The 21,235-nt window shown below is 61.4% G+C and carries 20 protein-coding genes; 10 read left to right on the forward strand and 10 right to left on the reverse strand.

Annotation, left to right across the window (positions count from 1 at the left end; all coding sequences use genetic code 11):
• Positions 1–28: 28 nt before the first annotated feature.
• Positions 29–595, reverse strand: a complete 567-nt coding sequence (locus tag BMY67_RS07985; RefSeq protein WP_092770267.1) for a YqgE/AlgH family protein — start codon at positions 593–595, stop codon at positions 29–31.
• Positions 596–829: 234 nt separating this feature from the next.
• On the opposite strand from BMY67_RS07985, the gene pdxH reads away from it, so the two are divergent.
• From pdxH to BMY67_RS08000, 3 genes are all read left to right on the forward strand, one after another.
• Positions 830–1,486 (forward strand): pyridoxamine 5'-phosphate oxidase, encoded by a 657-nt coding sequence (pdxH, locus tag BMY67_RS07990; protein ID WP_092770269.1) that lies wholly within the window; start codon positions 830–832, stop codon positions 1,484–1,486.
• A gap of 175 nt (positions 1,487–1,661) precedes the next feature.
• Positions 1,662–2,984 carry a DUF1015 domain-containing protein gene (locus BMY67_RS07995; RefSeq protein ID WP_092770271.1) on the forward strand — a complete coding sequence of 441 codons (1,323 nt, stop codon included), beginning with the start codon at positions 1,662–1,664 and terminating at the stop codon, positions 2,982–2,984.
• On the forward strand, positions 2,977–3,585 hold the full coding sequence (locus BMY67_RS08000) for a Maf family nucleotide pyrophosphatase (protein WP_092770273.1): 609 nt from the start codon (positions 2,977–2,979) through the stop codon (positions 3,583–3,585). Before BMY67_RS07995 ends, BMY67_RS08000 begins: the two co-directional genes overlap by 8 nt.
• A gap of 44 nt (positions 3,586–3,629) precedes the next feature.
• Here BMY67_RS08000 and BMY67_RS08005 read toward each other — a convergent pair whose 3' ends face one another.
• From BMY67_RS08005 to parS, 4 genes are all read right to left on the reverse strand, one after another.
• Positions 3,630–4,274 carry a flavin reductase family protein gene (locus BMY67_RS08005; RefSeq protein ID WP_092770275.1) on the reverse strand — a complete coding sequence of 215 codons (645 nt, stop codon included), beginning with the start codon at positions 4,272–4,274 and terminating at the stop codon, positions 3,630–3,632.
• A gap of 191 nt (positions 4,275–4,465) precedes the next feature.
• Positions 4,466–5,038, reverse strand: coding sequence for a fasciclin domain-containing protein (locus tag BMY67_RS08010; protein WP_092770277.1), 573 nt, complete (start codon positions 5,036–5,038; stop codon positions 4,466–4,468).
• 187 nt (positions 5,039–5,225) lie between these two features.
• Positions 5,226–5,687 carry an RES family NAD+ phosphorylase gene (locus BMY67_RS08015; protein WP_092770279.1) on the reverse strand — a complete coding sequence of 154 codons (462 nt, stop codon included), beginning with the start codon at positions 5,685–5,687 and terminating at the stop codon, positions 5,226–5,228.
• A gap of 83 nt (positions 5,688–5,770) precedes the next feature.
• On the reverse strand, positions 5,771–6,223 hold the full coding sequence (parS, locus tag BMY67_RS08020) for a type II RES/Xre toxin-antitoxin system antitoxin (RefSeq protein ID WP_092770281.1): 453 nt from the start codon (positions 6,221–6,223) through the stop codon (positions 5,771–5,773).
• Positions 6,224–6,360: 137 nt separating this feature from the next.
• Here parS and BMY67_RS08025 point away from each other — a divergent pair, with 137 nt between their 5' ends.
• The 6 genes from BMY67_RS08025 to BMY67_RS08050 all read left to right on the forward strand — a co-directional run bounded on the left by BMY67_RS08025 (position 6,361) and on the right by BMY67_RS08050 (position 14,350).
• Complete coding sequence (locus tag BMY67_RS08025; RefSeq protein ID WP_092770283.1) at positions 6,361–7,032, forward strand: HD domain-containing protein; 672 nt, start codon at positions 6,361–6,363, stop codon at positions 7,030–7,032.
• Positions 7,033–7,061: 29 nt separating this feature from the next.
• Positions 7,062–7,772, forward strand: a complete 711-nt coding sequence (locus tag BMY67_RS08030) for an HAD family hydrolase (RefSeq protein WP_092770285.1) — start codon at positions 7,062–7,064, stop codon at positions 7,770–7,772.
• A gap of 50 nt (positions 7,773–7,822) precedes the next feature.
• Positions 7,823–8,089: a hypothetical protein gene (locus tag BMY67_RS08035; RefSeq protein WP_143069741.1), complete on the forward strand. Its 267-nt coding sequence runs from the start codon at positions 7,823–7,825 to the stop codon at positions 8,087–8,089.
• Positions 8,090–8,304: 215 nt separating this feature from the next.
• Positions 8,305–10,917, forward strand: a complete 2,613-nt coding sequence (gene gyrA / locus BMY67_RS08040) for a DNA gyrase subunit A (protein WP_092770289.1) — start codon at positions 8,305–8,307, stop codon at positions 10,915–10,917.
• 96 nt (positions 10,918–11,013) lie between these two features.
• A complete protein-coding gene (locus BMY67_RS08045) occupies positions 11,014–12,153 on the forward strand; it encodes a tetratricopeptide repeat protein (RefSeq protein ID WP_092770291.1) in 1,140 nt (379 codons plus the stop codon).
• A gap of 1,150 nt (positions 12,154–13,303) precedes the next feature.
• Positions 13,304–14,350, forward strand: a complete 1,047-nt coding sequence (locus BMY67_RS08050) for a hypothetical protein (protein ID WP_092770293.1) — start codon at positions 13,304–13,306, stop codon at positions 14,348–14,350.
• A gap of 229 nt (positions 14,351–14,579) precedes the next feature.
• Here the strand turns inward: BMY67_RS08050 and BMY67_RS08055 are convergent, their stop codons facing one another.
• Complete coding sequence (locus tag BMY67_RS08055; RefSeq protein ID WP_177189749.1) at positions 14,580–16,172, reverse strand: ArnT family glycosyltransferase; 1,593 nt, start codon at positions 16,170–16,172, stop codon at positions 14,580–14,582.
• A gap of 236 nt (positions 16,173–16,408) precedes the next feature.
• Positions 16,409–17,374 carry a glycerophosphodiester phosphodiesterase gene (locus BMY67_RS08060; RefSeq protein ID WP_092770297.1) on the reverse strand — a complete coding sequence of 322 codons (966 nt, stop codon included), beginning with the start codon at positions 17,372–17,374 and terminating at the stop codon, positions 16,409–16,411.
• Between the two features lie 251 nt (positions 17,375–17,625).
• On the opposite strand from BMY67_RS08060, the gene BMY67_RS08065 reads away from it, so the two are divergent.
• Positions 17,626–18,603, forward strand: a complete 978-nt coding sequence (locus BMY67_RS08065; protein WP_092770299.1) for a GDP-mannose 4,6-dehydratase — start codon at positions 17,626–17,628, stop codon at positions 18,601–18,603.
• A gap of 64 nt (positions 18,604–18,667) precedes the next feature.
• On the opposite strand, the gene BMY67_RS08070 is transcribed toward BMY67_RS08065, so the two are convergent.
• The 3 genes from BMY67_RS08070 to BMY67_RS08080 are packed head-to-tail and all read right to left on the reverse strand — an operon-like array spanning position 18,668 to position 21,180.
• Positions 18,668–19,363: a lipid-A-disaccharide synthase N-terminal domain-containing protein gene (locus BMY67_RS08070; protein WP_092770301.1), complete on the reverse strand. Its 696-nt coding sequence runs from the start codon at positions 19,361–19,363 to the stop codon at positions 18,668–18,670.
• A gap of 17 nt (positions 19,364–19,380) precedes the next feature.
• Positions 19,381–20,166, reverse strand: coding sequence for a glycosyltransferase (locus tag BMY67_RS08075; protein ID WP_092770303.1), 786 nt, complete (start codon positions 20,164–20,166; stop codon positions 19,381–19,383).
• A 51-nt stretch (positions 20,167–20,217) separates the two neighbouring features.
• A complete protein-coding gene (locus BMY67_RS08080) occupies positions 20,218–21,180 on the reverse strand; it encodes a gliding motility protein GldB-related protein (protein ID WP_092770305.1) in 963 nt (320 codons plus the stop codon).
• Positions 21,181–21,235: the final 55 nt, after the last annotated feature.

Genomic DNA, 21,235 nt, shown 5'->3' on the forward strand with positions numbered 1-21,235 from the left:
CTGTTAGCTAGCCGCTATCAGCTAACACTTAATTAAGACGTGGGTCGGTGGGGTAGTTGGACAGCATCCGGTAGCGGCCGCCTTTCTCGCGCAAAATGGCCTGCCAAAAGGCATCCGTAGTCAAAGTAAACACTTTCGCGGCAGCATCGGGCTCCACAATCCATACTTTCTCGGCTACCTCGTCGGCCAGCTGCCCGTTGGTCCAGCCCGAATAGCCAATATACAGCCGCACTTCGGCGGGGGGAAGCTCGCCGCTGATGAGCAACTCAAGCAGCCGCCCGAAGTCGCCGCCCCAGTACACGCCCCCGCCCAGCGCCACGGCGTCGGGCAGCTCGGCGCGCTGGTGTATAAAGTGCAGCGTATCGGGCTCCACGGGCCCGCCCAGCCCCAGGGGCGTGGCCGCCGCCGGCAGGGCCTCACCGCCGGGCAGCGTGAGCACGTCGCTGAGCTGCACGTTGGCCAGGCGGTTGAGCACGAGCCCAAACGAGCCCTCGGTTTCGGAGTGCGCGCACAGCAGCACTACGCTGCGCTCGAAGTTGGGGTCGCCCAGAAAGGGCTGGGAAATAAGCAGGCTGCCAGGACGAAGACGGGACATAGCGGACGGGAGCTGTGAGCCTTTAGCCGGTAGCTATCAGCTTTTTTTCGGAGAGTGCCGGGAACAAGAACCGGCAAAATGGTTCTTACGGCCATCGGGGGGCGCAGGGTTCCGGCCCCGCCGCATTGTACTACCTTTGTTTTCAAGCTGCCGGCCACAAGCTGCCGGCATGTTCAAAAGGCTAACGGCACTTGGCCTGTAGCTTGTAGCTTATGGCTTGTAGCTTTTTCAAAAATGAACGACCAGCAACTGGCCGATTTGCGCCAGACGTATTCCCAGCGCACCCTCACCGAGGCCGATGTACTGCCCGCGGGGCCGGTGGCCCAGTTCCGGGTCTGGCTCGATGAGGCCCTGGCCGCCCGCCTCGACGAGCCCACGGCCATGAACCTGGCCACCGTGGACGCCGCCGGCCAGCCCGCCGCCCGCATCGTGCTGCTCAAGGGCCTGCCCGCCGACGAAGGCTTTCTGTTCTATACCAACTACGACTCGCGCAAGGGCCGCGAGCTGGCCGGCAGTCCGTTGGCGGCCCTCACGTTCTTCTGGCCCGGGCTGGAGCGGCAGGTGCGCATCGAGGGCCGGGTGGAGAAGGTGTCGGAAGAAGAATCGACCGCCTATTTCCAGAGCCGCCCGCGCAGCAGCCAGATCGGCGCCTGGGCCTCGCCCCAGAGCCAGCCCATAGCGAGCCGCGAAGCCCTGGAGCAGCGCGAGCACGAGGTGGAAGCCCGGTTTGAAGGCCAGGAGCCGCTGCCGCGCCCGCCGCACTGGGGCGGCTACCTGCTGCGGCCGCACCGCGTCGAGTTCTGGCAGGGCCGCCCCTCGCGCCTGCACGACCGCATCGTGTACGAGCGCACGGCCGACGGCCAGTGGCACCTGAACCGCCTGGCCCCATGAGCGCTACGCTTATTTAAAAGTTGAAAACGGAAAAGTGAAAGTTGGTCCGGACGGCTACCCGTATTGGCTGCCCATGTTTTATGCTGGTGCTTCCGGGCGGTATGCTCCGCCGTATTTAAACGGCCCGGCTACTCCTTTTTAACTTTTGATTTTTACCTCTTAATTCCTTCCCTTCTTGGCTGAAATTCAACCCATCCGGGGCTGGCGCTACGGAGCCGGACTAAGCGCCCAGATTGACCGGCTCGTCTCGCCGCTCTTCGATGTGGTGTCGCCGCGGCAGCGCGAGGCGCTTTACCAGAACCCGCTCAACAGCATCCATCTCTCGGTGCCCCGCGGCGACGACCCGGCCGGGCAGGCGCTGGCGCGGCTGCGCGAGTGGCAGCAGGCCGGCGTGCTGCGGCAGGACGAGCTGCCGGGCATCTATGTGTACTACCAGTATTTCCGGCTGCCGGGCAGCCCGCGCGAGTACTGCCGCAAGGGCTTCATGTGCCACATCAGGGCCACCGACTGGGCCGAGAACGTGGTGCTGCGCCACGAAAACACGCTGCCCGCCGCCGTGAACGACCGGGCCGAGCTGCTGGCCCGCACCGAGTTTGAGTCGAGCGCCACCCACGGCCTGTACCGCGACGAGGACTTCGACCTGGAACCTTACCTGGATGAGGCCATGCGCAGCCCGCTCTACGAAACCGAGGAGGACTACCAGGGCGCCCGCGACGTGCTGGCCGTGATTCAGGATGCCGACGTTATCCGCCATTTTCAGCGGGTGCTGGCCGCCCGGGAGGTGATTCTGGCCGACGGCCACCACCGCTACGAAGGCTCGCTGGCCTACCGCCAGGCCCGCCGTGCGGCCGTCGGCGACGCCTACACCGGCCACGAGGCCTGGAATTTCCACCTCATGTACCTGACCAACGCGGCCGCCGACGACCTGCGCATTCTGCCCACCCACCGGCTGCTGCTCGATCTGCCCGGTATTGCCGACGCGGCCGAACTGCTGGCCCGCCTGGAGCCCTACTTCACCATCATCACCCTCGACGACCCCTACGACCTGCCCGAGCGCATTGCCGGCAAGCCGTGGGCCTTTGGGCTGTATCTGGGCGAAGGGGAGGTGTATAAAATCCGCCTCCGCCCCGAGGTGCACGCCCAGCTCGACTGGCCCACGACGGAGGAGGTGAAGAACCTCGACCTGGCCGTGCTGCACTTTTTCGTGCTCGAAAAAGTGCTCGGCATCGTCGGCTCGGAGGCGCAGCGGCAGTGGCCCGGCGTGGCCTACGTGCGCAACTTCCCCGAGTGCCTCACCCGCGTGAACAAGGGCGAGGCCCGGGCGGCCTTCATCACCAACGAAGTGAGCATGGCCGAAGTAGAACGCGTCTGCCACTCGGGGGCCGTGATGCCGGCCAAATCCACGTTCTTTTTCCCTAAAACCATCGGCGGCTTCCTGTTCAGCAGCATTGCCGACGAGGAAACCAACGCGCCGTTTACCGACGTTTTCCGTGCCTGATTCTGCCTTGAATACCGCCCCGCCCACCACGCCGCGGCTGGTGCTGGCTTCCGGCTCGCCCCGCCGCCGCCAGCTGCTTTCCGATCTGGGGCTGGACTACGAAATCCGGCTGCGCGAGGTCGATGAGAGCTTCCCCGACCACCTGCGCCGGGCCGAAATTGCCGAGTACCTGGCCGCCCACAAAGCCGCCGCCTACGCCCCCGACCTGGCCCCCGGCGAAATCGTGCTCACGGCCGATACCATCGTCTGCCTCGACGACGAGGTGCTCAATAAGCCCGTCGACGAAGCCGAGGCCGTGGCCATGCTCCAGCGTCTGCAGGGCCGCGCCCACGAGGTGTACACCGGCGTCTGCCTACTGGCCGCCGATGGACGCCAGGTAGTTTTTGCCGATGAAACCCGGGTGCACTTCCGCCCGCTTACCACCGCCGAAATCGAGCACTACGTCCGCCACTACCAGCCCTTCGATAAAGCCGGCTCCTACGGCGCCCAGGACTGGATTGGCATGGTGGCCATTACCCGCCTCGAAGGCTCGTACTTCAACGTCATGGGCCTGCCCGTGCACCGTGTCTGGGAAGAGCTGGCAGCGTTTGGCGTGGTGTAGCAGAGCAAGGAGCGTAGTCTGTCGCTCAGGATGACAGTCACTTCTCATATCTCCAACTTTTCCAGCTCCTGATGGGGTCGGGCGTAGCCGTAGCGGGCTACGGGGCGGGCTTCGTAGTAAGTGTCGAGGCCGCTGAGGGCCACGGTACCGGCGGCGGCCAGGTCGAGCGAGCCGTCGGGGCGAAGCACGCCGGGGGTGTCGGGCAGGTACAGGTGCTGCACCCGGCCGATGAGCAGCACCGTGCCGTTGGCCTCGATGGGTACTTCCTGCAGCAGCTCCAGGCCGATTTGCAGATGGCTTTCCTGCACGTATGGCGCCGAAAAACCGTCGTGGTAAGCAGGCGTGAGGCCGCAGGCTTCGAACTCCGACACCTCCCGCGGGAAGTTCGCCGAGGTATAGTGCGCGGCCCGGATGATGCCCTCATGCACGTGGTTGAGCGTGTAGCGGCCGGTGGCCCGGATGTTGTCGTAGGAGTGGCGCTCGACGGAAGGCGGGCGCATCACCAGCCCCAGCAGGGCCGGGTTGGAACCCAAATGCACCACCGAGCTGATAATAGCCAGGTTCGTGCGCCCCTCGGCGTTGACCGTGCCCAGCAGGTTGGCCGGCTTGAAGCCCGTAATGGCGTTGATGAGGTTGAGGCGGTAAACCTTTTCGAGCTGGCCGAGGTCGGCGGCGGTAAAGTGGCGCATGGGCGGGAGATGGAACGGTAGGAGTGAGGATAACCACCATGGTGCCTAAAAGTCACGGGCGGCCCCGGTTGCGGGCTGAATTCCTTTAATAAATAAACTCGTTTTGGACGCCTGTTTATTAAAAAAAAGCGAGTCTGCCCCGGTATATTTTATACCGGGGCAGACTCGCTTTTTAATTTTAGTTATGCCAGTTAAGGCATCAGCACTTTGTCAATTACGTTAATCACACCGTTGCTCTGCATCACATCGTAGGTGGAGATACTCGACATGTTGCCTTTCTCATCCTGCAGTACAATGTTTTTGGGACCGTTCATCATGGCCTTAAGCGTGCCGCCACTCACCGTTTTGAGCGTAGCCGTACCCTTGCCCGACTTGATGGCGGCCATGATTTTATCGGCCGTCATATTGCCGGCTACCACGTGGTAGGTGAGAATTTTGGTGAGCGTAGCCTTGCTCTCGGGCTTTACCAGCGTTTCAACAGTGCCGGCGGGCAGGGCGTTGAACGCCGCGTTAGTGGGGGCGAAAACCGTGAACGGACCCTTGCTTTGCAGGGTTTCTACCAGGCCAGCCGCCTTTACGGCCGCCACCAGGGTGGTGTGGTCCTTGGAGTTAACGGCGTTTTCAACGATGTTCTTGTTCGGGTACATCGCCATGCCGCCGACCATTACGGTGCCGGGCGTCATCTTGGCCTGGGCCGAAGCGGTGGTAGCGGAAGCGCCGCCCAGCAGGGCCACGAAAGCGAGGGAAAGAAGTTGCTTTTTCATCGGAAGTAAAAAGGAGTTTGGAAGTGTCGATTGAATCAATCTGCCCTCACTTACGCCTCTTTGCCGCACCCCGGATTTACTACCTCTGAAAATAAAACTATGGGTAGCAATAGTGGATAATTATTGCTCTGTTACGGAAGTTTTTATGGGTGAAAAATAATTGTTTTTTGGAAGCCAAAAACGTGGCTTATTTGCTTTGTTTCAGCCGCTCATCAAACGGGTGCGGCTCCACGCTCAGCACGCGTAGGTGCCGGCTGTGGTCGGGGTGCAGTGGGTTGAGCAGGTAGTTCCATTCGGCCGGGGCGTGGGCCGAGGGCACGCGCAGCACCCAGTGGGTGCCGGCCTCCAGCCAGGCCCGGCCCAGCTCGGCCAGCTCGGCAGGGTAGGGCACCTGTTGCCAGTTGGCGGGCAAATCGGCCGGCCCGTATTCCAGAAATGGCGTGTCGTCGGGGATTTCCAGCGTCAGGGCGAAGTAGTGGCGCGGCAGCACCGGCGAGTTGGCCAGCACTTCCAGCTTGGCCAGCGACAAATGCTCGGCCGTGTACAGAATCTGCCGCCCCACCGTGTGCCAGCGCCCCCCGTAATACAGCCCGCCCTTCCCCGAAGTATCCGATATATAGGGGGCCTTGCCCAAACGGTAAAGCTTCATATTTTGAGCTGCAAGCTACAAGCCTCAAGCTACAAGTCCGTTCAAAAAGCTTGCAGCTTGAGGCTTGTAGCTTGCAGCTTTTTTTAAGAAAAATGTCCGTGCTCGATGCGGCCGAGGATGTCATGGACCTGACCGCGGCCGATAACCGAGTAGAGCAGGTCCTTGGGCTTCTGGCCGCCCAGGGCCGGAATGGGGGAGTTGAGCCAGAAGTGCAGATCGGCCTCTTCTTCGAATACCTCCATGCCCTTGGCCAGCACGGCCGAGAGCTGAATGGCCTTCTCGCCTTCGTCGAGCGTGAGGGGCTTTTGGGTTTGCTCGCGCCGCGTCAGGGTGCTTTCCGACACACCCAGCACGGCGCTCATCTCCTTATTGGAAAAGCCCAGATGACGCTGCAAAGCCCGCACGGCCTGCACCGACAGCCCCTTGATGGCCACGCCCAGCAGGTCCATCTCGTTGCGCACCAGCTGCGGAATAACGGCCCGGCCGCCCATCAGGGCCACCATATCGGCGACGGAAGTGTTGCGAACCATGGTCATTTGCGTGTTTTTAAAAGGTCATTTGAAGGCAATATACGGTAAACTCCGGTAGTGGGTAAGTAATTCCCTGTATTCTCTGCCGGCGGCTCGGCTGGTTCGTTCTACTTTTGCCGGTAACCTGTAGTAGTCCCTTCCCAATGCCGCTTTCCTCCACCGATTCCCAGCTTATCACGGCTACGGCCGAATTCATCCGCGAAAAGTTCCTGCACGAAGGCACGGGCCACGACTGGGAGCACATTCGCCGGGTGTGGCAGGTGGCCCGCCGGCTGGCCGCCCAGACCCCCGCGGCCGACCCGCTGGTAACCGAGCTGGGCGCCCTGCTACACGACGTAGCCGACTGGAAATTCCACGATGGCGATGAGGAGGCCGGCCCCCGCGCCGCCCGCGCCTGGCTGAGCAGCCAGGGAGCCGCGCTAGCAGTAATGGACGCGGTGGAGGCCATTATCCGCGAAATCAGCTTCAAGGGCCTCGGCGTGCCCACGCCCATGAGCTCCATCGAGGGCGAGCTGGTGCAGGACGCCGACCGGCTCGATGCCATCGGGGCCATCGGCGTGGCCCGGGCCTTTGCCTACGGCGGCCACAAAAACCGCCCCCTGCACGACCCCGCCGTGCCGCCCGTCCGCCACGATTCGTTCGAGAGCTACAAGCAGAATACGGCGCCCACCATCAACCACTTCCACGAGAAGCTGCTGCACCTGCGCGAGCGGATGAATACCGATGCCGCCCGCCGCGTCGCCGACGAGCGCCACGCCTATATGGAACAGTTCCTGGCGCAGTTTCTGCGCGAGTGGGCAGGGGAGGACGTTTAAGTATAGCTGCTAGCTAACGGCTCACTATAATGACGACCATCCTCTTCGACCTCGATGATACGCTCTACGACCACACGGCCACGGCCCGGGCGGCGCTGGCGGCCACGCTAGGCGGTCGGGCCAGTCTGCGCCAGGTGCCGGCCGAAGTGCTTTACCAGCGCTACAGCGACCTGCTGGAAGAAATGCACCCGCGGGTGATGCGTGGCGAACTGGACTACCTGACGGCGCGGGAGCTACGGTGTCAACTGCTGCTGGCCCCCTACGAGCCGGCCCCGTCGGCGGGTGCGTTGGCCGAGCTGGCCGAGGAGCACTACGGCCACTACCGGCAATTCCGGCAGCCGGTACCCGGGGCGCTGGCGCTGCTGCGGCGCCTCAGGGCTGATTTTCGGATTGGCGTGGTCACCAACAATCGCACCACTGAGCAGGAAGAAAAGCTCGACTTTCTGGGGATGAGCGGGCTGGTCGATGCGCTGATTACCTCCGAGGCCGTGGGCGTGCTCAAGCCCGACCCCGCCATCTACCACGTGGCCCTGGAGCGCCTGGGCGCGCGGCCAACTGAAACCGTGATGGTGGGCGACAACTGGGTGGCCGACGTGGTGGGGGCGCAGGCCGTCGGTATCCGGCCGGTGTGGCTGAACCGCACCGGGGCAGCGCCGTTGCTGCCGGGAGTGGCGGAGCTGGGCAGCCTCGAACCGCCGGAGCAGGTTTACGCGCTGCTGACGCAAGGAGCGGGGCGCTAACGGCGGCCGGGCGGCTTCTTCGCTTCGTCATATTTGGTACCTTTACGCCAATGACTACTCCCCGTTTGCTGCTCTCCCGCCTTCGCCTGCCGGCTCTGCTGGTAGGCGCCCTGCTGGCCGTTTCCTCGTGCCGCACCTGCCCCATGCAGGCCTGCCACACCCGTAAGGTGCACATGCACAACGGCACCAAGTTCCGCGGGCAGCCGCTCTGGAAAAAGCAGAACCCGGCTATCGGCGAGAAAATCAAGGTGTACAAGCCCGATGATGTGAAGCGCAACAATGACCGCCGCCGCACCATCAACGACCGCGCAAACTAGGCCGGGTTGCCGGCCGCAGCCAGGAGGCTGTTGCGTAGGGGCGGGGCGGTCCCGCGGGCCACTGGCAGGGAGTACCCCGCAGGTCCCGCAAAGCGCGGTTCTGGCTAGCTAAAGCGGGCTTTTTTGCGTATCTTGCAGGCTTCAACGAAGTTCATTTTCACGGGCCCGTAAGCTGCTCCTTAACCGCAGTTTTACGGGCCGACTATCAGCTCCCTATGGCGGAAGGCGAAAAAATCATTCCGATTAACATCGAAGATGAGATGCGCGGGGCCTACATCGATTACTCGATGTCGGTTATCATCTCGCGGGCGCTGCCCGACGTGCGCGACGGCCTCAAGCCCGTGCACCGCCGCGTGCTTTACGGCATGTCCGATCTGGGCGTCTCGTACAACAAATCCTACAAGAAAAGCGCCCGTATTGTGGGCGAAGTGCTGGGTAAGTACCACCCGCACGGCGACTCCTCGGTGTACGATACCATGGTGCGCATGGCCCAGGAGTGGAGCCTGCGCTACCCGCTGGTGGATGGCCAGGGCAACTTCGGCTCCATCGATGGCGACTCGCCGGCCGCCATGCGTTACACCGAGGCCCGCCTCAAGCGCCTGGCCGACGAGCTGCTCGGTGACCTGGACAAGGATACGGTGGACTTCCAGCCCAACTTCGACGATTCGCTCGAAGAGCCCTCGGTGCTGCCGGCTAAGTTCCCTAACCTGCTCGTCAACGGCACCACCGGCATTGCCGTGGGCATGGCCACTAACATGGCCCCTCACAACCTGACGGAAGTCGTGGACGGTATCGTGGCCTACCTGGCCAACCCCGACATCACCATTGCCGAGCTCATGGAGCACGTAACGGCCCCCGACTTCCCGACGGGCGGCACCATTTACGGCTACGAGGGCGTGAAGCAGGCCTTTGAAACCGGCCGCGGCCGGGTGGTGATGCGGGCCAAGGCCCACTTCGAAACCACCGCCACCGGCAAGGAGCAGGTCGTCATCACCGAGATTCCCTACATGGTGAACAAGGCCTCGATGATCGAGAAAACGGCCGCGCTCATTAACGACAAGAAGATTGAGGGCATTGCCGACCTGCGCGACGAGTCGGACCGCGACGGCATGCGCATCGTGTACGACCTCAAGCGCGACGCCATGCCCACCGTGGTGCTCAACAACCTCTATAAGTACACTCAGCTGCAAAGCTCGTTCGGCGTCAACAACGTGTGCCTGGTAAAGGGCCGCCCGATGACGCTTAACCTCAAGGAGCTGATCCATTACTTCGTCGAGCATCGCGCCGATGTAGTGGTGCGGCGCACCCGCTACGAGCTGGCCGAGGCCCAGAAGCGGGCCCACATCCTGGAAGGCCTGCTGATTGCGCTTGACCATTTGGATGAAGTCATTGCCCTGATCCGCAGCTCGCGCGACGGCGAGGTGGCCCGTCAGCAGCTCATCGAGCGTTTCTCGCTGAGCGAGGTGCAGGCCCGCGCCATTCTCGACCTGCGTCTGCAGCGCCTTACCGGCCTGGAGCGCGACAAAATCGTGGCCGAGTACAACGAGCTGATGGCGCTGATTGACCATCTGAAGGCCGTACTGGCCTCCGATGAGATGCAGCGCGACATCATCCGCGCCGAGCTGGCCGAAATCAAGGACCGCTACGGCGACGCCCGCCGCACCAACATCGAGTACGCCGGCGGCGACTTCTCGATGGAGGACATGATTGCCGACGAGAGCATGGTCATTACCATCTCGCGCGAAGGCTACATCAAGCGCACGGCCCTCGATGAGTACCGCAGCCAGGGCCGCGGTGGGGTAGGAGCCCGCGGGGCCGCTTCCAAGCAGGACGACTTCACCGAGCACCTGTTCGTGGCTACCACCCACGAATACCTGCTCTTCTTCACCGAAGCCGGCCGGGTATTCTGGCTGAAGGTGTACGAGGTGCCCGAAGGCGGCAAAAACACCAAGGGCCGCCCGATTCAGAACCTGATTGAGATTCCGCGCGAAGACAGCATCCGTTCGGTGCTCAACGTGCGCGGCCTGCGCGACCCCGATTACCTCGACAACACCTTCCTCATGTTCTGCACCGAGCAGGGCACGGTGAAGAAAACCCCGCTCGAAGCCTATTCGCGCCCCCGTACCGCCGGCATCAACGCCATCAGCATCAACGAGGGCGACCGGCTGCTCGACGTGCAGCTGCTCAACGGCAACGACGAAGTAGTGCTGGCCCTGCGTTCGGGTCGGGCTGTGCGCTTCCCCGAGCACAAAGTCCGCTCGATGGGCCGCACCGCCGCCGGCGTGCGCGGCATCACGCTGGCCGACGATCTGCCCGGCGGCGACCGGGTAGTGGGCATGGTCTGCCTCGACAAGGAAAGCGAGCAGGAGTTGCTGGTGGTATCGGAGAATGGTTACGGCAAGCGCAGCCCGCTCGACGAGTACCGCATCACCAACCGCGGCGGCAAAGGCGTGCGGGCCATGAAGCTGACTGAAAAGACGGGTCTGCTCGTGTCTATTAAAGCCGTGACTGATGAGGATGACCTGATGATTATCAACAAATCGGGCATCACGATTCGGCTGCGCATGAGCGAGCTGCGCAGTATTGGGCGGGCCACGCAGGGAGTACGGCTGCTGAAAATCAGCAACGGCGACGAAATCTCGTCGGTTGCCAAAGTAGCGGCCGAGGAGAAGGTAGAAGACCCAGAAGGAATAGAAGGAGTGGCGCTGCCGGAAGGGGCGGAAGGAGTGGAGCCTAACGGCAGCGACACGGGAGAAGCACCCGCTGCCGCCACCCCGGACGACGACCTGACCGGGCTCACCGACCCGGACACGCTCAGCGCTAATTAAGCACTTGCTAACTTGCGACGGCAGAACTTCCCCGGAAGTTCTGCCGTTTGCGCTCATATTCCTTTCCCCAAACCGCAGCTTCTTCAAGCAACTATCATGAAGAAAATCATCTTGACCTTAGTGGCCGCCGCGGCCCTGCATACGGCTTCGGCCCAGAATTCGGCCGTTACCAACGCCATTCTCTACCAGCGCCAGGGTACGCTGGATAAAGCCAGAACGGAAATCGATAAGGCCATTACCAACGATAAAACGTCGGGTAAAGCCAAAACCTGGTTTACCCGGGGCGAAATCTACGAGGGCATGGTTAACAGCCCCATTTATAAGAAAAGCCTGGGCACCGAGGACGGCGGCAAAATTGCCTTCGAAGCCTACAATAAGGCTTTAGCCCTGGACGGTAAGGACGGCGAGTACGGCAAGCAGGCCGTTGCCAAACTCGATGGCCTGTATGGGATGGCCCTGAATGCCGGCGTGGAGAGCTACAACAGCAAGGACTTCGCCAAGGCCATGGACTCGTACCGCATGGCCCAGCAGATCAAGCCCCAGGATACGACGGCCTATCTGTACGCGGCCTACGCGGCCGAAGCCAATGAAAACTTTGCCGGCGCCAAAGAAATGTACGGCAAACTCCAGGGCATCGGCTATCAGTCGCCCCAGATGTACAACCGGATGCTTCAGATTGCCCGCCAGCAGAAAGACGATGCCGCGGCAATGAAAGTACTGCAGGACGCGCTCAAGGTGTATCCTAACAACAAGGGGTTCATGCTGGACGAACTGAACATGTACCTGAGCGCTGGTCGCGGCAAAGAGGCCCTCGATAAAATCGACCGTGCTATTGCTGCCGATCCGACCAACTCAAACCTGTATGCCGTGAAGGGCTCGATTCTGGACTCCGATAAGAAGCCGGCGGAAGCCTTGGCCGCTTACCGCAAGGCCGTGGAAATCGATCCGAATAACTTCGATGCCAACTTCAACCTGGGTATCTATAACTACAACAAGGCCGCCGATTATTACACCCGTGCCAGCAAGATGAGCCTGGCGGATTACCAGAAGTCGGGCAAGAAGCTGGAAACGGATGGCAAGAAGTATTTCCAGGATGCGTTGCCATACTTCGAGAAGTCGCTGGAGCTACAGCCCGATGACCGCGCAACTATGAGCGCACTGCAGAAAGTGTACCTGCGTTTGGATCGTAAAGCCGATTCGCAGCGCATGATGAACAAGCTTGACGCCAGCAAATAGGCTGGTGCAACGTTTTGCCCTCTTCGTTTTCGTCATAGATAGTAAGCGAAGGGGAGAGTCCTAAACAAGGTCGGTTGCCAAGCCGGCCTTGTTTCTATAAACATCACTTAACATAATATAAATTATAAGACAAAAGAATATTGGATTTTCATGTGCTTATTTTAAGGGAGTTGCTACTGTCTAGCCATATCTCAAGCTTTCCTACGGTCCCCGCAAAACTATCAAGAAGGCCCTGAATTAGAGGCACGCCAACTTACAACATACAGCAATTTTCAGGTTGCTATTCAATGATGAGCCGCCAGATGTTGCCTCTCTACATCCTGTTCCTGAACTCGAAATTTGCGCTAGTCACTCCGGCAGCCTGCTGCTTCAGCAGCTTCAGCAGCAGGCTGCCGTCAAAACTAGCTGTCTCAAAGCCTGGCATTTTACCGGCTCTTATCTACCAAGCTTACAAAACGCAACTTGGGGCTCAACACCGTCATCCTACTAGCGCAAACATAGCGGTTGCAGCATGCGCCTGAGAGTTTCTGAAGCAACTCGCTATGGGTGGTTGGTCTCCCGTGTCGTTCCTACTGGCCAAGTTCATTGCTGCAATAGATCAGTCCACTTAGCTCATTTGGTGCTGCTATTGGTTTGCGTCGGGTTTGTGGCCAGCTATTTAGAGCAAGGCTCAAAGCTTAGGTCAATTAGCTTATCGAAATCAACAGCCAAGTCCGGGCCGATGCTCTGAGTAAGTTGGAGGAATTGTTGGAGAACTCCACTCCTATTGAGTTGACGTAAATTTTAGCAGCAACTGAACCGCACGCCGCATTAGGGTATTTAATAGACTCTTACGGGACCCTTGGCTCTTTTGGGCTGGAGTGATTGTTCAGCCCTAAAGCACGTTTATAAACACTCCAGGAGGCTTTTACCGGTCTGTTTACAGCTGCCTCGCCCCGGCTTGCTCCTTTGTAAGAGGGTATTATAATTATACTTATGGTAGGTATTTGGTGGGGTGATTATTAAACAGAATGCATAAAGGTAAATAAAAGCATAAAAAGTATAAGAAAGTTTTACTTTTATATACTATATACTGCTATTAATTACTTTATGCTGTTTTTCTATTCACCTAATACTATTACGTTTGCTTTATCTTCATCACCACTTTTGTATGCCAAAGACTATTGACTATCCGAGGACTTCCTACCAAAGCGCTTGGGAAGTTGCTGAAGTTGTTGATGACACTGGAGGGAAGTGTGCCATCGACACGGCTGCCCGTAAGCTAAATCGAAAGGTTAGTGGCTCCTTTAAGGCCATCATTGGCTCAGCCGTAAAGTTTGGACTCCTGACCAGCAAGCGGGAGCTGCTTACTACAACGAACCTGTTTCGCCGTATTAAGAATGCTTACGATAAGCAGGAGGAACGCATCTATGAGCGGGAGGCTTTCCTGCACCCGCCCCTGTTCACCCAGATATGCCGCAAGTTCCGTAACCGCGAACTGCCGGTACATATGTTCGATGTAATGCTGGTGCGGGAGTTTGGGGTCGAGGAAATCAATGCCCAGTCCGTTACCAAAGCCTTCGTAGACGGGGCCCGGATGGCTGGCATTCTCAATGAGCAGAACATTATTGCCGATATCGACCAACTGGCGGCCCAGCAGCAGCCCCGGCGTGAACTAGCCAGTACCGAACTTCCCCTTAGCCGCTTCCAGCCCCCGGCAGAGCCTGCAGGTACTAACCAACCCAACTCCAGAGCAGCAGCGGCAGGTGCACCAGCCACCGCTGCCGCAACCGGTATATCAGCAGAAGCGCCGGTTGTACCCCAGAGTAGACTGCAAGCAGCAACGGCCCCGCGGCTGCCCGACGCCGTATCCAGCCTGTTTGGACTTGATACAGACGATATAGAAGTACAAGCAGCGACGACAGCCGTTTCTCCTGGTATCCCCACATCCCCGGGTATAACGAAGCCTGCCGACCTTGTACCCTCGGTATCCCCGGATGGGCCACTAACCCCGGGTACTACCGCTACCACAGTCACAACGCCTGTTGCGGCACCAGAGAGTGCGATGACCGTCCCGGAGCCGGCGGCCACGGCAAACACGTTCGCCATTCATCTGCACGGCCCGGGGCTCAACACCCACCTTACAATCGAGCATGTCGACGACCTGGAGCTGGTTCAGGCTTTACTAAACAAGATAAAACGACAACTGACTGAGTAAGCAGCCAGCATAGCCTCAGCAAATCGGACCGGGCTGATACTGCCTCGCCATAGCAAGCGAGTAGTATCAGCCCGGTCCGATTTGCTGGTAGCTTATTCATCATTACTTCCTCTCCTGAACAGCACAGACTACTCCCCCTATTGCAAATTGGCATCAATATTATGTATGTTAATTATTATGTTAAATAATAATTATTGTAAGTCATTGGAATCAAGTAGGTTATTGTAAACTATGGTACTATCTCAATTGGATCTAACCGAGATATGAACCATACGGCCGAATTCCGGTCCCGATCTAAATAGAAGGAGTCCTGGTGGCTGATGCGGACCTGAGTGGCCCAGCCAGCAGGTAGCGCCTTCGCTACTGGCCGAGCCGCAACAACTACTACGGAGTGAGGCAGTCCGGCCAGCTGGGCCACGGTGGGGTGCCAGACAGGGACGGCCCGTCCGGCGGCCCATACCTGCTTTACATGCAGCGTATCGAGACTGCGCCACTCTCCTACCCCCCGGAAGCCCGGAAGCTCCCGGGCCTGCCGCAGATGCAGCCGGCCGGGAACGTCGCGCCGTGCTTCCCAACGCGGATAAACCGGCATCACCAACACGATGATAAGTAGCACCGCCGCCAGAGTACTGCCAATCAGAAACCCGGTTCGCCGACGCCCGATGCCTTCCCGGACCAAACCCACCCCTAAAACCAGCACAGCTACCCCCATCAGCCCGAACCGAAGCGAGCCGACCCCGTAGCCGGGGAAACCGGTGAGCCCCATGGCAACGGGCAGCGCCAGCAACAGTACCAATAACAGCGCACTCCAGGCCCGGGGCAGCCAGGCATCGGGCTGGCTGCCAGGGCGGGCCGGGTACGGCGGCTGGGTTTGCCAGTAGCGCAACAGCCCTGCTACCAGCAGCGCCAGTGGAGGCATCAGGGGCAGCATGTAACGTTCCTTCTTTTCGGGGACGATGCTTAACAGCAGCAGGCCCGCCAGCACCCACCCCAACGCCACCCCATACGGCACAAAGGCCCGCAGCCGGGGCCGGGCAAAGGGCCATACCAGCGACGCCAACGCCACCAGCGCCCACAGCCCTGTGAAGGCAAAAAACGGCCAGTAGTACCAGACAGGCTGCACGTGCCGCTCGCCCCACGACGCCATTTCGATGCGGGCCACCGCGCGGGCCACCGGGGCGACCTTCAGCCAGATATACAGCGGCCAGCTCCCCCCAATGATAACGGCCAGCCCGGCCCCCAGTACAGTGGCAAGGGCACGCATCCGCAGCGCCTGGCGGTGGGCGGGCTGCCCAACCAGATAAGCCAGCAGAAAGGGTAGCACCAGCGCATAGAGTGGTACCGGGCCTTTGCTGAGCACGGCCAGCCCCAGCAATACCCCCGCCCCCAGCAGCCAGCCATACGCCCACCGCACCGGCTGCTGCCAGCCCCGGGCCAGTAGCCAGAGCCCCCCCATCGCCAGGCTGTTGGCAAAAATGTCCCACTGTCCTTCCCGCCCCGTAGTAATTACGAGCAGGCTGGTGGCCAGCACCAGGGCGGCCAGCCAGGCCGTGCGGCCTGGCGCCGCTCCTTCGGCCGCCTGAGGCCGCGTCAGCTCGCGGGCCAGCCCCCAGAAAAAGAACACAAAGAGAGTGGCCGCCAGCCCCGCCGGCAGCCGCAGCAGCGCCAGGTTTTCGGTAGGGCCGGTCAGGCGCTGTAGGCCCGCAACGGCCCAGGTGGGTAGCGGGGGCTTGGCCAGCCGCAGCTCGTGGTTCATAGTCGGAACCAGCCACGAGCCCCCGGCAACCATCTCGCGGGCCGCCACAAAGTTGCGACTCTCCATCAGGCTGACTTGCGGAGCGCCGTTATACAGAAAAAAACACACCCCACACACCAGCCCCAACAACAACGCCTGCGCCCACCGGGAGTCGACTATACGGCGCAGAAAGGAGAAACGGGGATGGCGAGAACCAGCGGGCAGCAGCATGTAGAAAGCGAAAAAAAGGCCGGTCAAACGGCTGAGTACGGGGAACGAGCAGATACGAAAACACGGCCGGCCCAAAGCAGGCGTGCCGACAGTTACTGGGCCTGCTGGCGCTGGCGCCGCAGCGTGCGTTGCAACTGGCGCAGGTTATCAACTTCGTAGGCATCGGGGCCGGTGGCTACCACCCGGCCTACGGCCCCGGCCGAGCGCCCCCCGAACACCACCACCTGCCGCCCGAGCGCGTGCAGCTGGGCCAGGCGCTCGGGGGTAAAGGCATCCTTGTGCAGAACCACGGCCCCCACGCCGGGCAGGCGGTCTAGTTCAGTTATGGCACTCGGATAGTACGCATCGTCTACCTCCAGGCCCAGGCCCACGGCCGGCAGCAGCTGGCCCAGGTGCCGGAGCATGGCCGGACGGCTACTGATTATAGTGACCCGTCCGGGCGGCACCCGGTAGCGGCTCAGCAGTTGCCGGAGCTGCCGGGCCAGGGCGGCGTCGCGGGCGGGGTTGTTGGTGGCGCAGGGGTCATCCTCGTGCAGGTCGAGGTGCAGGTAAGGAAACGTTGGCCGCCGGCCCAGGTAAACCAGCAGGCTGTCGAGCCGGCGCACGCGCTCCTGGGGCTGAAACCAGCGGTAGGGCCAGCGGACCCGGTAGTCGAGCCGGGTAAGGGCCCGCACCGGGGTCTGGCTCACGCAGCCCGCGCCGGTGGTCATCGATTCGAGCTGGGGGTCGTGGTAAAGCACGGCCACGCTGTCCTGGCTCAGGCGCACGTCCACCTCTACCCCATCGGCCCCGCGGGCCAGCGCCCGCCGGATGCTACGCCGGCTGCTGGGCGGCAGCGGGTTGAAAGGTCGCAGCAGTGTCAGGAAGCCCGAGCCGGCGTGCCCGATAGCCAGAGGGCTATCCACCGGCGGCTCCGGTGGCTGCCAGCCGGCCGGCCTCTGGCCCAGGGCCTGGCGGCTGCACAAGAGCAGCAGAAGCGGCAGCAGCAAACCGGCCGCCAGACGGGGTAAAGGGGGATAGTAGGCCGTGGGGGGCCGCTTACGGAAGCGCAGGTGCATAGAGTAGAGGGAGCGGCGGCCGCACGCGCAGGCAGCTAGCAGAATACGGGCGGGCGGCCGCGCAGTTGTATGGGCTTACGGTTCGGCTAACGGCACCCGGTATTGCGCCGCCACCTCGGCCAGGTGGCGGAGTCAGGCAAAGAAGTCTGCCGCCGCTCCGGACAATGGCCCGCCACCGGCCGCCGAAATCGGTTTACATTTGCCTGACTGGGCCCGCCGGCCGCAGTTTGCTTCTCCCCTGCCTTTCGTTCATGGCTTCTATTCTGCTTACGGGCTGCGCGGGCTTCATTGGCTCGCACCTGGCCGAACGCCTGCTCCACGACGGGCACCGCGTCATCGGCCTCGATAACTTCGACCCTTTCTACGACCGCCCCCTCAAGGAGCGCAACCTGACCGCCTGCCGGGCCCACCCGCGCTTCAGCTTCCACGAAACCGACCTGCGCCGTGGCCCCGACGCGCTGGTGGACGCGCTGCCCGCCGACCCGGTGGACGTGGTAGTGCATCTGGCGGCCAAGGCCGGCGTGGGGCCCTCGGTGCGGGAGCCGGCCGCCTACCTGGAAAACAACGTGCTCGGCACGGCCCACCTGCTGGAATGGATGCGCCAGCGCGACATCAAAAAGCTATTTTTTGCCTCCTCTTCCTCCGTGTATGGCAATACCCGCGAGCAGCCGTTCCGCGAGGACATGAATCTGCTGGCCAGCTGCATTTCGCCCTACGCCGCCTCCAAGCTCAGCGGCGAGCAGCTCACGGCAACCTACCACCACCTCTACGGGCTGGATGTGCTCAACGCACGGTTCTTTACGGTGTACGGCCCCCGGCAGCGGCCCGACCTGGCCATTCATAAGTTCGTGCGGCTGCTGCGGGCCGGCGAGGCTATTCCGGTGTTCGGCGACGGCAGCACGGCCCGCGACTATACCTTCGTGCTCGATACCGTGGATGGCATTGCCCGGGGCGTGGAGTATCTGCTGGAACACCAGGGCGTGTACGAAACGCTGAACCTGGGCAACCACCAGCCCGTGGCCCTGCTGGAGCTGATTGCCGCCGTGGGCCGGGCCGTGGGCCGGGAGCCGCGCCTGGAGCGGCACCCCATGCAGCCCGGCGACGTGGACATCACCTACGCCGACATCAGCCGGGCCCGCCAACTGCTGGGCTACGCGCCGAAAACCAACCTGGACCAGGGCCTGCGGGCCTTCGTGGACTGGCTGGTTGACCAGCCGGTGGAATCTTAGTAGCCTGCTTCCTTTAGCAGTCAGCCGTTGCATCCGCAGCAATTGAAACCGACAGCCATGAATGCTACATCGGGGCCTGAATTTCCGGGCCGTCGTTGAGCTGCGCCGGCTCCTGCCGCAGTTGCCGGCGCAGCAGCACAATGTTGCGGGCGTACACCACTGTTCCGAAAAGGTTGCCGATAAACAGCACCAGGTCGCGGCGCAGGATGGCGTAGGCCAGAATCAGCAGCGAGCCTACCAGGCTGATAACCCAGAAGCTCAGCGGCAGGCTCGACTCGCCCCGGCGCTCGGAGTAAATCCACTGGTACACGAAGCGGAGCAGGAAAATGCCCTGGCCAATGGTGCCCAGCAGCAGCAGCCCGCCCGGTATTTCGGTACCCAGCATGGCCCGCAAACTGAAATGGCGGTTGCCGGCCACAAACCAGCTCAGCAGCGCCACCGGCAGGCCGTAGGCCGCCACCCTGAACCAGCCCGGCAGCTTGCCCCACTCGCCCAGCAGCTGCAGGTTGCGCACGTAAATGGCGTAGCTGATGAGCTGGGCCCCCAGAATCACCGGGTCGTGGCGCAGCAGCCCGTAGACTATCATCAGAAACGAGGAAACCAGGCTGATTTGCCAGAACAGCGTGGGCACCAGCACCCGCCGGGCCCGCTCGCTCTGAATCCATTGCAGCACAATGCGGCTCGAAAACAGCAGCTGCGACACCAGCCCGATAACCAGCGCCACGTTGGCCGTCGTCAGCAGCGCTTGAAACTTAAGCATCCCCACTTCCGGCCCGATTAGCGGTTGTCACCCGTGGGCCCGACCGGCGCGGCGGGGGCACCCACGTACTGCTCGCCGATTTCGTAGTTTTTCCAGCGGCTGCGGATCCAGCGAAAACCGAACGTGTCGACCAGCGGCTTCCAGGCCCGGTTCCAGAGGTTGTACTTGGCCGTGCCGGCAAAGCGCGGGAAGTGGCGCACCGGCAGCTGCTTCACCCGGCCACCCTGCAGCTGCACCAGCGCCCCCAGAAAGCGGTGCATGCCGTGGAATAGCGGCAACCGGCGGGCATACTCAGTCTTGATGATTTTCAGCGGGCAACCCGTATCCTGAATCCCATCGTTGATGAGCGTGCGGCGCACCCCGTTGGCAATTTTGGAGGAAAGCTTTTTTACCAGCGTATCCTGGCGCTTGGCCCGGATGCCGTTCACCATATCGAACTCGGGGAAGAACTCGAAAAAGCCCAGAAAATCGAGCGGCGTGGTCTGAATATCGGAGTCGATGTAGCCGATGAGCGTGGTGCGGGCGTGGTCGATGCCGGCCTTGATGGCCGTGCTCAGGCCCCGGTTCTGGCTCAGGCTGATGAATTCGTAGCCCGGCTTACTGCCGCACACCTGCCGCAACAGGGCCAATGAACCGTCCGTGGAGCCGTCGTTCACGAACAGCACAGTGGTGGGCACGGGAGTCTGGGCCAGAAATTTGTCCATCTCCACCACGAACTGCCCCAGGCTCTCCTCCTCATTATAAACAGGCACGAGCACCGTCAGGCTTTGCTGGTTAAGGTAGGCAGGGTTGGAAGCGGACATACGGGCAGGCAGCAAAAGAGAGCGATAAAACGGGCCGGCAAGGTACGACGGCTACCGGGAAGTCATTTTCGCGGCGTACCCGCTTCGGTCCAGCAATGCCTTGAAATCCTTGGTTTCGAGCAGTTCCGCCAGAGCTTGCCGCTTGTCGGTGGCTTGAGCATAGTAGGCCTGGCAGATGCGGTAGCCCACGTAGTAACCCAGGTCGCAGGGCCGCTCGGCCGTTTCCTGTTTCGAATTCGCCAGCCAATTCCGGGGGTCGCGGCCGTGCATATCGGGCACGAACTGGTTCCATAGTTCCCGCTCGTGGGCGTTGCCGTAAACGTGCAGGCGCGCGTTGCTTCCAGGCTGGCCCGTTACCAGCTCCGCCACGAAATCAGCCATCCCCTCCCGAATGATGCCCCCGAGCAGCGTCCCATCGTGGGGTTGCTGCACATTATGCACCATCTCGTGGGTAATCACGGCCGGCAAGTCGGTTACAGCCCCACACCGGTTGCGTTGCACCAACGTTAGCTCCGAGCTATCAACGCCCGGGCCGCACGCGGTTTGGTCGGCCTCAATCAGCAAGCCCACTGGCTGGGCGGTGCTGCCTGCAAACCCGCCCACAACAAAGTACACCTCATTGAACCGAACCGACGGATACAGCTGCTGAAGCCGATGAAAGGCCGCCAGAATTTCGGGTTTCTGACCGGCTATGGCCAAAGAGGTGGCTCGAATGGAGTTGTAAAAGCGCGGCCGCTGGGTAATGTTGCGGGCAAACCGCCGAGCGTCGCCTTGGTATTTACGCGCACAATAATCCCGCAGCCCCGCCGAACCCTTGGCAAAGTACTGCTCGGCGAATACCTTGTCGGCCTGGGCCGTATCGCGCATTGCCGCCGGATAGGCCGCCCAGAACAGGTCAATATCGGTGGTCGTGAGTTGCACCTGCTCCACGTTGGCCGTGCGGCGGGCACTCGTGCACTGGCCCAAAGCCAAGGTCACGAGGGCCCCGGAGCAAAACAGAAAACGTGGGCGCATATAGCTACATTAAGCGTTTTAGATAGAACCTGCTCCAGCGTTGTCGGCTACAACG

Source organism: Hymenobacter actinosclerus (genome assembly GCF_900111515.1).
In the GTDB taxonomy this organism is placed as follows: domain Bacteria; phylum Bacteroidota; class Bacteroidia; order Cytophagales; family Hymenobacteraceae; genus Hymenobacter; species Hymenobacter actinosclerus.